Source organism: Zwartia panacis (assembly GCF_030410395.1).
Classification (GTDB): domain Bacteria; phylum Pseudomonadota; class Gammaproteobacteria; order Burkholderiales; family Burkholderiaceae_B; genus Zwartia; species Zwartia panacis.
Window position 1 is genome coordinate 298,085 of sequence record NZ_JAUHHF010000003.1, and the last position, 12,984, is coordinate 311,068.

The window sequence follows — 12,984 nt, forward strand, 5'->3', positions numbered from 1 at the left end:
GTGGATGCACAGCGCCTGATCAATGAACTCAGCCGACCAGGTGCAAGCCTGGCGGCTTTGTACGTGATCACGGGTGACGATCCGCTACTGACGATCGAAGCCACAGACGCCTTGCGTGGAATCGCCCGTGGAGCTGGTTTTCTGGAGCGCAATGCGTTTTTGATGGATGCGCGCAGCGATTGGAGCGCATTGGGAATGGCTAGCCAGAGTGGATCGCTATTTGGTGACAAACAGCTTGTTGAAATTTCACTACCCACAGGCAAACCCGGCAAAACCGGGGCGGATGCACTCATCGCCTTAGCCAAACGCTGTGCCGGACAATTCGCCGAGGATGTCCTGACGATTATCTCGCTTCCCAGACTCGACAAAGCCACACGCGAAGGCAAATGGGCCAGCGCCCTGCAGTCTTCAGGCAAATTCATCGACATTCCCAGCGTTGAACGTCATCAGCTGCCTCGCTGGATCGCAGAGCGACTCGCGCGGCAATCCCAGGAGACTGATGCCGAAACATTGCAATGGCTGGCCGACAAAGTCGAGGGCAATCTTTTAGCGGCCCACCAGGAAATCCTCAAGTTAGGCTTGCTGTTCGAGCCAGGCAAACTCCAGGCTCAAGACATCGAACAATCCGTCATGAATGTCGCGCGCTACGACGTCTTTGGTTTGCGCGACGCCATGCTCGCGGGAGATGTTCCCCGAATGATTCGCATCATGGATGGACTCAAAGCGGAGGGTGAAGCTTTGCCGCTGGTGCTCTGGGCAGTTGGTGAGGAAATACGGACACTCGCGCGGATTTCGGAGGCTGTGACTGGCGGACAGGATTTGTCTAGCGTGCTACGCTCACATCGTGTTTTCGGATCGCGAGAGCCGCTGGTGAGAAAAGCGTTATCACGTGTATCACCGCGCAGCTGGCCTGCCGCAGTCCAGCATGCCCACGAAGTCGATCGCCTGATCAAGGGACTGCATGTTTCCGGACGCTTGCACGACCCCTGGGAAGAAATGAATCGTCTTGCGATGCGCATCGCCTTTAAACCGACTTAACTCTATGAACAACACTATTCTTGACGCGATTGAGCAAACAGGACGACAGGCACGCCAAGCCTCGCGCCTGATGATGCGAGCGAGCAGCGCGCAAAAAGCCCATGCGCTCAATGCGATGGCTGACGCGCTAACCTCGCAGCGCGCGGCACTCAAAGCAGCCAACCTTCTTGATGTCCAAGCCGCACAAAACCGTTCACTCGAAGCCGCGTTGCTTGACAGACTGACCCTCTCGGATCGCAGCATTGACCTGATGATCGAAGGCCTGCGTCAAATCGCGGCGATGCCCGATCCAGTAGGCGAACTGACTGCCACCAAAATCAGACCGAATGGCATGCAAGTCGCACAGATGCGTGTGCCACTCGGTGTGATCGGGATTATTTATGAGTCCAGGCCTAACGTCACGATCGATGCGGCCGCTCTTTGTCTGAAGTCTGGCAATGCGGCAATCTTGCGAGGCGGCAGTGAAGCCCTGCACTCCAATCTGGCGCTCGGCAAAATTGTCCGCCACGGACTTCAAATCGCAGGCCTGCCTGAGCTGGCCGTTCAAGTGATCGACACCCCTGACCGTGCCGCTGTCGGCGCACTGATTACGATGACTGACTACGTCGATGTCATCATTCCACGCGGTGGCAAAAGTCTGATTAAACGACTGGCCGAGGAAGCGCGCGTTCCCATGATCAAGCACCTCGATGGAAACTGCCATGTGTACGTGGACGAATTCGCAGACTTGAAAAAAGCTTCCGACATCGCTTTTAACGCCAAAACATATCGATACGGCGTCTGTGGCGCGATGGAAACACTACTGGTGCACCAAGCCGTCGCCACCACCTTGCTTCCAGAACTCGCGCGCAGATTCATCACCCACGGAGTAGAACTGAGGGGGTGTGCACGCACACAAGCGCTCGTAACTCAGGCGCTGGCCGCGACAGATGAGGACTGGGCCACCGAATATCTTGGTCCGATTTTGGCCATTCGTATTGTGGATTCAATCGCTCAAGCCATTGAACACATCGAACGATGGGGTTCCGGGCATACCGAGTCTATCGTCACCACCAATATCTCTCGCGCACAGCAGTTTCAGCGCGAGGTCGATTCAAGTTCGGTTTATGTCAATTTGCCGACCTGCTTCGCAGATGGTTTCGAGTACGGTCTGGGTGCCGAAATTGGCATATCAACGAATCGTCTTCATGCACGCGGTCCTGTCGGACTCGAAGGACTCACCACGCTCAAGTGGGTACTGCATGGAGACGGTCAAACACGCGGATAACACCAACATGCTGATGCTCTGGGTCAAAACACTTCATATCGTACTGATCGCTTCCTGGTTTGCGGGTTTGTTTTATTTGCCCCGCATTTTCGTCAACATGGCGCAGCAATCCGATCCAGCGATACTCGCCGTTCTGGATGGCATGGCCAAACGACTCTATCGATTCATGACGATTCTTGCTGTGCCCGCAGTGCTGTTGGGGATCTGGCTGTATCTGGGATTTGGGATTGGACTGGGACCCGGCAACGGCTGGATGCATGCCAAGCTTGTGCTGGTCTTAGCCGCACTTGGATATCACTATAGCTGCGGCGTGTTGCTGCGCAAATTCGAACAGGGTGCGAATCGTCATTCGCACGTTTTTTACCGATGGTTCAATGAAGCGCCAGTTCTGATACTGACCGCTGCGACGGCGCTTGTCGTCATCAAGCCTTTTTAATGAGACTCCATGTCTGACCAGGACACTACTCGCAAGACCCTCACCCTTAAAAAAGGTGTTGAGACATCCTCTGAAGCGCCAAGCGATCGACCACGCGTCCGTATTGGTGCCCGCGCACGCCAGGTCGCTCAACAAAAAATCGCCAAAGACAAAACTGCGCGCATCAAGGGCGAGGCTCCTTCAAAAACCTCCGAGCGAAAGACCCCCAGGTCTGCAAATCGGGATTTCGAACCCAGAAACACTGCGCCACGCCATTCATCGGCAAGGGGCTCGAGTCGCAGCGCGGCTTTGCGAAGCGGGCCAAACGAGTTTAGAGATCCCGGGGAACGCGCGCGACCTTTGTCTGAACGTACGCCACGAAGCTCGAACCCCAAAGCCTTGCCTCAGGAACCTGTCACGGCTCGCAGCACGATTGTGAGTCCAACGACTGAAATTTTTCAGATTTTCGCGCCCTGCCCGCTTGGACTCGAAGAGGCTCTGGGCGCTGAGCTCAGCGCGCTTGGTTATGAACAAGTGCAAACAACGCGCGCAGGTTGTCATTTTGTCGCAGACTGGTGGGGCATTCAGCGCGCCAATCTTTACTCAAGATTAGCCACGCGTATTTTGGTGCGCGTCGGCCAGGCGCCTGTCCAGCACGAAGACGATATTCTCGAGCTGGCTCAAAGTATCGGTTGGGAACGCTGGTTTGGCGCTGAACACACGTTGCGTGTCGATACCTCTGCCATCAAAAGCCCGATGCAAAGCCTGCAGTACTGCAACTTGCGTGCGAAAGACGGCATTTGTGACCGCCTGAGGGATCTCGAAGGCGAGCGCCCGTCCATCGACACTGTCCGCCCTGACGCACGCGTCCATCTATTTTTATCTCAAGATACCGCCACGATGTACCTCGATACCTCGGGCGAGTCGTTATTCAAACGCGGTTGGCGTCTGGACAAAGGCGATGCGCCTCTGCGGGAAAACCTGGCAGCGGGTCTATTAGCCCTCTCAGGCTGGGATCCACAGGCAGCATTGCTAGACCCTTTTTGCGGCAGCGGTACCATCCTGATCGAAGCAGCTTGGATCGCTTTGGGTGTGCCCCCCGGAATCACGCGTCCTTTTGGCTTCGAACGACTCAGGGACCATCAGCCACGTCACTGGGAAGATCTCAAAGAAGATGCTCGCAGCCGAATCTTGCCCGAACTCGAAGCTCCCCTCGTGGGAATCGATGCCAATCCCGAAGCCATCGAAGCCGCGCAACGCAACGCCGAACGCGCGTTTCTGACCGAGGACACCATTCAGTTTGAATTGGGTGACGCGCGCGATGCGGTCGCGCCTGCTCCGACAGGCTGGATTTTGACGAATCCGCCCTATGGCGAGCGCCTCGACGAGGAAGATCTTGAGTTTTGGCGGGAATGGTCCGCCAACCTCAAGCGAGAGTTTGCGGGCTGGCAAGTCAATGTCATTACTTCGGATCTGGACCTGCCCAAACACCTTCGACTCAAGGCAAACAGGCGTACGCCGATCTTTAATGGTGCACTGGATTGCAGGTTATTCAACTTTGAACTGGTGGAGAGCAGCTACAGAAATGTTGCTGCGACACAACGAAAGGACTAGGTTTTACCGTTTCCAGAATCTTTTAAGGGTTATCCCTTAAAAATGTTTGCTTAGTTTCGGGTTTTCCCTAATAATAGGGTTATCCCTAACAAACACTGGAAATCATCATGAACCACAATACTTCTAACCGCCTGACTGACACCCTTGAGCGCGACTTGCTTGCCAAGGCCATGGAAAATCAGTTCCGCTTCCGCCCACTGCGCGCCGTCAGCAAATTCGTGCACGGTATCGCCTCTTTTACCGCTTCGGCTCGCGCCCATACCAACGCCCGCGATATGGTCTAAGAAAGCCCCGAGGGTGCGCGGGATCACCCTCAAAAGTGCGGGATAATACGTTCCATGAAACCCCGCACTGTTTTACCACCTGACGCGCAGGCCTCGAAACAGGCCTCTCAGCCAATAGCTTCGCTGACAAACGCGCCAGCGCCGCCGCGATTGAGAAGATTTGCCTCGATGATGTACGAGGGAGTTCTTCTTTTCGCGGTTGTTTTTTTGGCCGGCTACCTCTTCGATACGCTTACGCAAAGCCGTCATGCCTTGATGCTGCGCGGCGGTCGTCAGGTCTGGCTCTTTATCGCGATCGGTGCTTATTTTCTGATTTGCTGGCGCCGTAGCGGCCAAACCCTCCCCATGAAAGCTTGGCATATCAGGGTAATGGGCACAGATGGACGCCCCGCCAAGACCTGGCGTCTGCTCTTGCGATATGTCTACATGTGGATCTTACCCCTGCTCGGTGCGAGTCTGGTTTGGGCGGGCGCGCAGTTATCAGGCTGGAATGCCATGCTAATGCTGATCGTCGCTGCTCCTTTTCTGGTCTTTATTCCAACGTGGTTTACGGCTCAACAGCAGTTTCTGCATGATTTGCTGGCAGGCACCCGCCTGGTGAACGTTCAAACCGCGCCAAAACCCGCCTCACAAGCCACGATTCAGACTAGTAAAAACCCTTAGATTAGTCATCTCGATGCATGTGGCTGTTGCGCCAATTGCTTGGGTGAGCCATGCTAGCGGGCATTGCATAGATCACCCACCCGCTCAGGCATGTTGGACCAATACGTTTCACTCAGTGAATCTTTCCACTGGCTAGTGCCAACCAATTTCAATATTGGAGAGGAATGCTGTCATCGTTGGGCAAAAAGCTCGGCTGATGCGCGTCGTATTGCACTATTTTTCGAAGATGCGGCAGGTCATCGAGATATCTGGACCTTTGAGCGTCTGGGCGCTGCAACAAACCAGTTTGCCAACGCACTCACCCGCATGGGAGTCAAACCTGGAGATCGGGTGGCAACCATTCTCGGACAAAGCGCTGAAGCGGTCATCGCGCAACTTGGGGCTTACAGCGTTGGCGCTGTCGCCATGCCACTTGCGACAAACCTCGCCCCCAAAGCCCTTGAGTTCCGCTTACGCGACTCAGAGACGCGCGTTGCGATTGTTGGCACAGAAGCTGCTTCCAACCTGCTGAGCATTTTGTCCCGCTGTTCCAAGCTCACCCAAGTCATTGGTGTGGGGGTCGAGGACAATCGTTTGCTGCCTTGGCGCAGCCTCATGATCCGGCAGCCCGAGCAGTTCAAACCCGTCACGACTCGGTCTGAAGATCCCGCACTATTACTTTACAGTTCAGATACGAGCCACCCCGCCAGGGGCGTGCTCTTGCCGCATCGCGCGCTGATTGGTGCCCTGCCGGGCTTTGTCGCCGCGCAAAACTGGTTCCCGCAGAACGCGGAAGTGTTCTGGACCCCGCTGGACTGGGCGCATGCTTCTGGTCTTTTATGCGGCGTTTTGCCCACCCTTTATTTTGGTCGTTCCATGCTGGGCGTGCGTGGAGCCACCACGCCTGGTCAGGCACACCATCTGCTCGGACGTTATCACGTCACGCATGCACTCGCGCCAAGTACCGTGATCCGTCAACTCAAAATCAGTACACCGCCAGAGTCTGTTTTACCGTCGCCAAAATTACGCAGTATCGCCATCATGGACGAGGCGTTAGACGAAACGCATGCGCACTGGTGCGAGCATCATTTTGGCGTGCGCCCCAATCAGCTTTTCGGGGCCACTGAAATGCCGGGAATCATTGGTGACAGTCACCACAAGTGGCAAGGTCGCGCTGGCAGTCTGGGGCGCAGCCACCCCGGGCATCGCATCGCCGTGCTGAACGAGGACGGAACACCCGCCAATCCCGAAGAAATCGGTGAGCTCGCAGTCAATCGGCATGATCGCCATGGCCACGAAGATCCCGCTATGCCTTTGCGAGAGTGGCGTCCGGATGCCACGGCAAACTTCCCCGATACGAACGGCTGGTGGCGTACGGGAGAACTTGCACGGATCGATGCTGACGGGTTTGTCTGGCATGCAGGAAAGAAAAGTCGTCAGGCAGCTAAGCCCAAGGCTTCCCCACTAGCAACACCATCGGCAGCATCATCGCCAGCACCACAACCGGCACCACCCCAGGCACCTCTGCAACCGGCTTCACCGCCACCGACAACTGAGGTCCGATCGCTAACAGAGTAAAATCACGCCATTCCTCAACGCTCTCATGGATGTTGAACAACATGGCGATTTATCAGCTCGGCGACCGGATTCCCCGTATTGACCCCAGTGCTTTCATCTTTGACTCCGCCGATATCATCGGCGATGTGGTGATTGGTGCCCAAGCAAGTATCTGGGCCAATGTGAGCATTCGGGGTGACAACACGCTGATCGACATCGGACACCACAGCAACGTTCAAGAGGGTAGCGTCCTGCACTCCGACGAGGATGCCCCACTCACCATCGCGGAGTACGTGACTGTTGGCCATCAGGCGATGTTGCACGGCTGTACGATTGGCACAGGATCGCTCGTGGGAATGCAGGCTATTGTCCTGAACCGTGCCCGTATCGGTCGCAACTGTCTCATCGGCGCAGGCGCTATCGTTCCAGAGGGCCGCGAGATTCCAGATGGCAGTCTCGTGATTGGTGTCGGCAAAATCGTTCGCACCCTCGGCGAAGAAGAAATCGCTCAAATTCGACACAACATTGAACACTATGCTGCCCGCGGTCAAATGTATCGCCAACAACTCAAGCGCCTAGGCTGAGACCTCTTTACCGGCCCGTATGTCAGATCAACTGAAGAAATACCTCTCCGAAGACCGCAGCGTTCGTATCGAATCTGTTGACATGCATCAGACATGGCAAGCGGCTCAAGCCCATCACAGCTACCCACCCAGTGTGGCAGCGTTGCTGGGCGAACTCGTGGCCGCCTCCACACTACTGGCTGCCACACTGAAGTTCGATGGTTCACTTTTGCTCCAGCTACAGGGTGATGGCGCGATCGCCCTGATGGTGGTGGAGTGTCGCGCCGACATGAGCATCCGCGCCACCGTCAAAATGCGCGACCGCCCCCTGCCGATTCAACGGGACATACAGTCTCTGTTGAATCCAGGTGGAACCGCTAAATTCATTGTCGTGCTCGACCCGCCAAAAAACACGCCTGGTCGACAGGCCTATCAAGGCATCGTTCCCCTCGAAGGTGATTCGATCGCCGAAGCGCTTGAGCAATACATGTTGCGATCAGAGCAATTGGAGACGCGGATTTGGCTCGCCGCCGACGCTGAGCGCTGCACAGGCTTTTTATTGCAGCGTTTGCCTCTTCAGGGAGGCAACCAGCAAGCCGAGGTCTTGAGTGCGGATGAAACATGGCAACGGACTCAGCGCCTGGCAGAGACACTGACCCAAAAGGAGATGCTGGAGATTACTCAGGACACTCTGTTGCACAGACTATTTTGGGAAGAAACACTTTTGGCTTTTGACGCACGACCCATCACCTGGCAATGTTCCTGCACGCGAGAGCGTGTCGCGGACATGCTCAAAATGTTGGGGCACGCCGAAGTTCAGGACATCCTGGAGACCCAGGGCAAAATCGAAGTGGCTTGCGAATTTTGCGGTCAACCTTACCTTTTCGACGGAGTGGACTCAGCCATGCTGTTTCAACCCCTCGCGCCAGGTCCAGGCAAATCCATCCACTAGCAAAACCTTGTATCTATCCCTAGGGTCGAATTTCGATCGGGATACAAAGCTGATAGCCAACCCCCCAAACCGCCTTCAATGCTGGCTCGGCACCCTCTGGCGATAGTGCTGAGAGTTTTTTGCGTAAGCGACTCACCAGGCTCTCAAGCGCACGTTTGCCGATATCATCCACATCGGGGCGTTGACTCAACATTTCACAAATCACTTCTGTTTCAAGCAGATATTGCGAAGCTTGTGTCAAACCGACCAGCAGCGTCTTCTCGCTATTCGTCAAAAAAGCCTTTTCGTCCGAATAGGGACTGACGATCGAACGATCCTGCAAACTGATCACCCAACTCACCGCTACTTTATTCATCAAACGCGAACGGCGGTACATACTCATCAAGGCTGCAGTCAGCTCCTCTGGCGCAACCGGTTTACTCAAATAGATATCGGCTCCTGCGTCATAACCCTTGAGCCGGTCGGGAATCGCGGCACGCGCAGTCAGCATGATGATGCCGATGCTAGGGATGCTGACCCGCATGCGTCGGGCGATCGAAATACCATCCTCGCCTGGCAAGCTCAGATCAAGTACGAGCGCGTCAATAGGCTCAGTGATCAATAAATCATCCAGCGAACGTCCACTATTGACGGCAAATACCAGAAAGCCCTGTTGCTTGAGGTGGTAGTGAATTTCCTTTCGCAAAAGAGGATCATCCTCGACGAGCGCAACGCGCATGGGAGCCATCGTGAACAAGTTCACGCCCTCCTCGCCTGAAGCCTCCAGTCCTGGAACGAGTGGCGCGCCCGGAATATTTTGACTCATCGCTTTAGCTCAACGGTAAATTGCACTTGACCATCCTTGTGTTCGAAGCGGATCGAACCACCCAGTATTTTGCACAAAGATTTAACCAGATACAAACCTAAACCAGTGCCTGATTTTTCGTGCGCATAAGGGCCTCGGTAATACCGATTAAACACATTCTCTGGGTCAGGCGCACTATTTTCCATCACCATGTTGGACACTCGCACGATGAAACTCGACTGGGACTCCCCTGTCGAAGGATAGTCAACGAGCTCAAGTACGATCCTACTCTCAGGCTGAGAATACTTCACTGCGTTGTCCAGCAAGTTACTGAGAATGATCGCGAACAAATTAGGATCAGTCCGCATTTTAGTTGGCGCAGTCTGCGCATGCATCACAATGCGTTCGCCTTCAGACTGGTTTGCAATAATCACCCGCGCGACTTCAGTCACATCAACATCTTCAAACCTTGGAGAGAACCCCTTCTGGTCGAGCTGATCCACCTGGACGCAACGCTCGATCACGGTATTCATATTATTGATGGCTTGAATCATACTGTCGATGCGCTCGGCAGAGTCTGCGGACTGTTCGCTTGCCTGTTTCTGCAAACTTCTACGCAGAGAACCTGCCGCCATCCTCATGGTCGCCAGGGGATTTTTCAACTCGTGCGTCAACATGTCGATCAACATGCTGCGATCTTTGATTTGCTCCGTCTCGACCAAATTACGCGCACGCATGAATTGCAATTCCTGCATTTCACGATCGTAAATGACGCGTCGGTGCGTGATATCACTGACCACCATGATGGAGAGCACCACCGCGACGACCAGTCCTCCCCAATTGCCCGGAGAACTCACAACATCCGGACGAACCCACCCGAGTACAGGCAAAATATCCACCCAAAGGAGTCCCGCCATGAGAGTGGCGCCTACAGCAATCAGACGTTTGTGTGTCGCTGGCATGAGACGACACCAAGGCAACGCCAGCAACAAAATCAACGGCATGGAAGAGATCAGCAGAAAATTGAAATTCAGCGCAGTGAGCGTCAGGTAATCCATTTTCAGGGCAAACAACTGCACACAAAGCACGGCCAGCGCCCCTTTGATGTACAGGCTATACCAGCGAGGTGGGCCATAATGTCGCAAGAACTCATGCATCACGATCAAAGAGAACATGAGGCGAAACACATACAGAGTGTTGAAGCTCAGGTTATCCAACCAGACATGATTTTCAAAGTAAAGCTCTGCCAGCAGCCCTGAAGTCGAAACCGAAAATAAAAGTGTGACAATCTCGGATAAAAAGAACACGCCGACGAGTTTATGGCGAGTGCGGATATAAACCAGCAGCGCCCAAAGAGAAATAGCGAGAATGACGCCAGACTCAAGTCCGAACATCCTTTGCTGGCTCACGATGAGCTCAGACAGATCCCCAGGCAGCATGGCCCGGGTCGTCAGGAAAAAACCATTGATCGTGTCGATCCGCAGGTAGAAATAATTATCAACCCCTGCGCGGATCGTGATGGGAAAACAATACTGACTGTCTACACAACTATTTTGGCTGGCAGGAAACCTGTCTCCGGCAAAGCGACTGGTCCATTCGCCATTTGTTTTTTCGAAAAGCTGGATCTCCCCAATGTAGTGAGGCCCGACGCGCAGAATCACTTGTTCGGACCCTTGGCTGGGTGCCTGAACAAGCACCCTGATCCAGCGGATCGTCGGCGTAAAGCCCCGATTCAGAACCGTACCAAAGGGTTTGTATTCTTGAGTAACCGCCTGGTCGATCGTCAGCGCACCGGGCGCAGGCTCGACAAAGACCGCACGCTCTAGAATCAGATCCTGTTCAGGTTTTGCATGCGCGCTCATGCATAGGGCTGTCAACAACAACCACAAACATGCGCGCGCCCATGACATGGTTAGCGCGAAGCCGTTGAGAGAAACTCCACTGCACGACGCACTCCCCGATCGCCTACCTCGATACCCAGCGACTGCATCGCGGCTTCTACTCCTGCCAGACAGCCAAGAATCATGGCTGGATTGAGATCACCTAGATGTCCGATCCTGAAGACCCGACCTGCGAAAGGCCCGAGCCCGCCTGCGATCATGACCTGGTATTTTTCACGCGCCGTTTTGCGGATGAGCTCTGGATCTACGCCGGGCTTGACCAGAATAGCGGTCACAGAATCAGAGCGTGCCTCAGGGATTTTGCACAGAAAATCGAGATTTCCCGCTTCGGACCAGGATTGCACAGCGGCACGAACAGCTCCCGCGAGCATGCGATGCCGCGCATGCACTTGATCGACACCCTCGCGGTCGAGAAGCTCGAATGCGGCTTCCATGCCAAACAACAGATTTTGAGGGGCTGTGCCGCAAAAACGACTGTAAGAAGGACCTTTGCGACGACGCAACCAATCCCAATAAAAACGCGGCGCAGGATTGTTTTCGCAAACCTTCATGGCGCGCGCATCAGCGACGCAAAAACCCACGCCTGGAGGGACCATGAGTCCTTTTTGCGAGGCGCCGATCACGGCGTTGACACCCCACTTGTCCATCTCGAAGGGGATCGCCCCTAATGAAGCCACCACGTCCACCACAAACAATGCTGGATGACCGGTCGCGTCAATACAAGCCCGGAGCGCGGGCACATCACTCGTGGTGCTGCTGGCCGTATCCGTGTGAACCGCGAAGACTGCCACGATTTCATGTTTGGTATCCGCGCGTAAAACCTCAGCCACGGAATCCAGATCGATAGGATAGCCTTCATGATAGGGCGTGCGGATCACGATCGCCCCCATCGCCTCGGCCATGATGGCCCAGGATTCGGAAAAGTGACCGGTGCCGGGTATCAGCACCTTTTGTCCGGGTGCCAGCAGATTGACGATCATCGCCTCCCATACACCATGACCGTTGGCAGCGTAAAAAAACACATCTGCAGCCTGCGTATTCAACAACTTTTTCAATCCCGCCTCACACGCATCTACGCAGGCATCGACTCTCGGATCACCCATGTCCATGGGTTGCTTGGTCATCGCATCCAGAACCGCTTTGGGCACATTGGAGGGACCTGGCGAGTGGAGCAAACGTATACCGGGAAAGTAGGGAAAAGCAGCTGCTGACGAGGTCATATCCGATCCTTGTGAAAGTTGATAGATTTTAACCTGCCACTATCCATGGGCGCTCGTCCGAATCGACATCGCGTACCCAGAACACCACACTTTGGACACTTTTTTAACGCATCACGATGACGGAGGTCCTTCTGTGCACCCACAGCGACAAACCAGTCCCCTTCACGGACAAAGATTATTCAAACAGCATGGGGGGACCATGGCCGAAACACTTCTTGCCTTACTCCCCGTCATCCTGATCGCAAGCCTGTGTATCGAACTTGCACGCGGCTATCAGATTCGGCAACTGCTCACACTTTCTTTGCAGGAGACTGCTCGGGTGGCTGCAGTGCATCAAGGCGCCCCACATATCTGGCAACCTGCGTTACGCGATGCGCTGACAACATTGTTCGTGCCGGCAGGACGATTTCACTCTCCACAGGCACGGCGCGATGCGGCCCGTGACGAGTTTGCAAAAAGATTTGGTTTGCCGCTTTGGGAGGTAGTCAGACAACCCGGCCCCGCAGACATCATTCATCTGAAGATGACATATTTACATGCGCCGATGCAGGACTGGTTGAGAACATTGCTCAAAGCACTATCGGGTATCAGCTCAAGCCTGCAGAAAAAACAAAACCCTAGACAACACCTCGAACAACGCGCTTGGGCGCTGGGGCTCATCCCGATCGTGATCGAACATCGCGTACTCAGGCAACGCAGCCTGGGTCCGAGTTGATCTGGGTTGAGCGGATGAAGCCGGGCTGAGGG

At 54.8% G+C, this 12,984-nt stretch carries 13 protein-coding genes; 10 read left to right on the forward strand and 3 right to left on the reverse strand.

Annotated features, from left to right (window positions below; all coding sequences use genetic code 11):
• The 9 genes from holA to hslO all read left to right on the forward strand — a co-directional run bounded on the left by holA (position 1) and on the right by hslO (position 8,332).
• Positions 1-1,038: a DNA polymerase III subunit delta gene (gene holA, locus QWY30_RS06170; RefSeq protein WP_290239216.1), complete on the forward strand. Its 1,038-nt coding sequence runs from the start codon at positions 1-3 to the stop codon at positions 1,036-1,038.
• A gap of 4 nt (positions 1,039-1,042) precedes the next feature.
• Positions 1,043-2,305 (forward strand): glutamate-5-semialdehyde dehydrogenase, encoded by a 1,263-nt coding sequence (locus tag QWY30_RS06175; RefSeq protein ID WP_290239218.1) that lies wholly within the window; start codon positions 1,043-1,045, stop codon positions 2,303-2,305.
• A gap of 13 nt (positions 2,306-2,318) precedes the next feature.
• The gene (locus QWY30_RS06180) at positions 2,319-2,741 is read left to right on the forward strand and encodes a CopD family protein (protein ID WP_290239521.1); all 423 of its coding nucleotides are present in this window, start codon (positions 2,319-2,321) and stop codon (positions 2,739-2,741) included.
• Between the two features lie 9 nt (positions 2,742-2,750).
• Complete coding sequence (locus QWY30_RS06185) at positions 2,751-4,334, forward strand: THUMP domain-containing class I SAM-dependent RNA methyltransferase (RefSeq protein ID WP_290239219.1); 1,584 nt, start codon at positions 2,751-2,753, stop codon at positions 4,332-4,334.
• Positions 4,335-4,441: 107 nt separating this feature from the next.
• Positions 4,442-4,618, forward strand: coding sequence for a hypothetical protein (locus QWY30_RS06190; RefSeq protein WP_290239221.1), 177 nt, complete (start codon positions 4,442-4,444; stop codon positions 4,616-4,618).
• Between the two features lie 54 nt (positions 4,619-4,672).
• Positions 4,673-5,281, forward strand: coding sequence for an RDD family protein (locus QWY30_RS06195; protein WP_290239223.1), 609 nt, complete (start codon positions 4,673-4,675; stop codon positions 5,279-5,281).
• Positions 5,282-5,371: 90 nt separating this feature from the next.
• Positions 5,372-6,838 (forward strand): AMP-binding protein, encoded by a 1,467-nt coding sequence (locus QWY30_RS06200; protein ID WP_290239225.1) that lies wholly within the window; start codon positions 5,372-5,374, stop codon positions 6,836-6,838.
• 41 nt (positions 6,839-6,879) lie between these two features.
• Positions 6,880-7,401, forward strand: coding sequence for a gamma carbonic anhydrase family protein (locus QWY30_RS06205; RefSeq protein WP_290239227.1), 522 nt, complete (start codon positions 6,880-6,882; stop codon positions 7,399-7,401).
• Between the two features lie 19 nt (positions 7,402-7,420).
• Entirely contained in the window at positions 7,421-8,332 is a 912-nt protein-coding gene (gene hslO / locus QWY30_RS06210) for an Hsp33 family molecular chaperone HslO (RefSeq protein WP_290239229.1), read from the forward strand.
• Between the two features lie 19 nt (positions 8,333-8,351).
• Here hslO and QWY30_RS06215 read toward each other — a convergent pair whose 3' ends face one another.
• The 3 genes from QWY30_RS06215 to QWY30_RS06225 are packed head-to-tail and all read right to left on the reverse strand — an operon-like array spanning position 8,352 to position 12,237.
• On the reverse strand, positions 8,352-9,137 hold the full coding sequence (locus tag QWY30_RS06215) for a response regulator transcription factor (protein WP_290239232.1): 786 nt from the start codon (positions 9,135-9,137) through the stop codon (positions 8,352-8,354).
• Positions 9,134-11,026: a sensor histidine kinase gene (locus tag QWY30_RS06220; protein ID WP_290239234.1), complete on the reverse strand. Its 1,893-nt coding sequence runs from the start codon at positions 11,024-11,026 to the stop codon at positions 9,134-9,136. Before QWY30_RS06220 ends, QWY30_RS06215 begins: the two co-directional genes overlap by 4 nt.
• A gap of 2 nt (positions 11,027-11,028) precedes the next feature.
• The gene (locus QWY30_RS06225; protein ID WP_290239236.1) at positions 11,029-12,237 is read right to left on the reverse strand and encodes a pyridoxal-phosphate-dependent aminotransferase family protein; all 1,209 of its coding nucleotides are present in this window, start codon (positions 12,235-12,237) and stop codon (positions 11,029-11,031) included.
• Between the two features lie 199 nt (positions 12,238-12,436).
• Here QWY30_RS06225 and QWY30_RS06230 point away from each other — a divergent pair, with 199 nt between their 5' ends.
• Positions 12,437-12,952 (forward strand): TadE/TadG family type IV pilus assembly protein, encoded by a 516-nt coding sequence (locus QWY30_RS06230; protein ID WP_290239238.1) that lies wholly within the window; start codon positions 12,437-12,439, stop codon positions 12,950-12,952.
• Positions 12,953-12,984 lie beyond the last annotated feature (32 nt).